The sequence below is a fragment of the Christiangramia marina genome, from assembly GCF_048285865.1.
GTDB lineage: Bacteria > Bacteroidota > Bacteroidia > Flavobacteriales > Flavobacteriaceae > Christiangramia > Christiangramia marina.
Window position 1 is genome coordinate 781,170 of sequence record NZ_JBLVTK010000001.1, and the last position, 1,483, is coordinate 782,652.

Sequence of the window (1,483 nt, forward strand, 5' to 3'; positions counted from 1 at the left end):
TGAGCTACAGGATCTATTCCTGGAAACTTGGTAACGATCTACACAGCTATTGGCTCTACTCCAGATCGTCGCTGATCTATCAAGCAACCTGATCTATTTTGGGGACCTGGATAGTGATCAACTGAGCTACAGGATCTACATAGCTACAGGATCTATTCCTGGAAACTTGGTAACAATCTACACAGCTATTGGCTCTACTCCAGATCGTCGCTGATCTATCAAGCAACCTGATCTATTTTGGGGACCTGAATAACAAACTATGCAAATTGGATATTTACATAATTCGAAAATAAATTCAAGGGTTTTTGGAATAGTTCCTAACTTTGGGAAAATATCCTATAATATGCTATGTAAGACCATTGGAAATGTAATCGAAGTAAAGCAAAGAAACCATCCTGCTAATATTCTAGGGGGTGTTGAAGTTGACTATTATTTTATGGCAACCAGATTTGGTGGATCTAGTGTTGAAATTAGTATGACACTTTGGACGATGATAGTAGATGAAGAAGGATTTGTTTATGCTATGCGCACCCGGCATATTGGTCCATACGATAATTGGAAAGAAGTAATTCGCGATAGAATCGAACAGCATTTATATAAACTTAAACTAGATGGTCTATTTGTACGTAGAATGGTGCGCGATATAGATATTAAAAAAGAGGGTCATATAATTTCGCATGATCCTAGAAGTGCAGGTGATAATATTGGAATTGATGGAAGTAATGAAGTGTTTTTAAGAAGATCAAAATTTTCATATTTGTCCTAGTTGATTCAATTCGAATATTAAACTACTCCAGATCATTGCTGATCTATCAAGCTACCTGATCAACTCCGGGAACCTTGATAACGATTGACTGAATAATAATTTCCAGATTCTGGATTAACCGTTGCAACGGTCCATTAGCCCTACTCCAGCTCATTCAGAATGTATTGAGCTATTGGGTTTCTTTCTGAACCTGGATAATGATCAACTGAACTTTGGAATCAACTGAACGATTGAATATATTTCTGGACTTGAATAGTGATCAACTGAGCCACAGGATCTATTCCGGGAAACTAGGTAATGATCTACACAGCTATTGGCTCTACTCTAGATCGTTGCTGATCTATCAATTTACCTGATCTATTCCGGGGACCTAAGTAGTGATTGACTGAGTCATTGGATTAATTTCTGGACCTAGATAGTGATCGACTGAGCTACAGGATCTACACCGGGAACCTCGATAAATTGGATGGACTATTTGTGCATAGATTGGTGAGTAATATCGATATTAAAAAAGAAGGTCATATAATTACGCATGATCTTAGAAGTGCAGGTGATAAGATTGCAATAGACGGAAGTAACGAGGTTCATTTGAGAAGATACAGGTTTAACTATTTGATATAAATAAGGCGATCTAATTTATCTATGCTTTAAACAAATAAGTAAATTCAAAGGCTATAAAATCTACGAGTTATCATATACTAATAACCGCTATTTATT

3 protein-coding genes are annotated in these 1,483 nt (G+C 36.6%); all 3 read left to right on the top strand.

From position 1 onward, the window contains the following. Positions 1-49 precede the first annotated feature (49 nt). The 3 genes from ACNKXS_RS03650 to ACNKXS_RS03660 all read left to right on the top strand — a co-directional run bounded on the left by ACNKXS_RS03650 (position 50) and on the right by ACNKXS_RS03660 (position 1,387). Positions 50-214 carry a hypothetical protein gene (locus ACNKXS_RS03650; protein WP_417919670.1) on the top strand — a complete coding sequence of 55 codons (165 nt, stop codon included), beginning with the start codon at positions 50-52 and terminating at the stop codon, positions 212-214. Between the two features lie 129 nt (positions 215-343). Next, positions 344-766, top strand: coding sequence for a hypothetical protein (locus ACNKXS_RS03655; RefSeq protein WP_417919671.1), 423 nt, complete (start codon positions 344-346; stop codon positions 764-766). A 462-nt stretch (positions 767-1,228) separates the two neighbouring features. Beyond that, positions 1,229-1,387, top strand: a complete 159-nt coding sequence (locus ACNKXS_RS03660; protein WP_417919672.1) for a hypothetical protein — start codon at positions 1,229-1,231, stop codon at positions 1,385-1,387. Positions 1,388-1,483 lie beyond the last annotated feature (96 nt).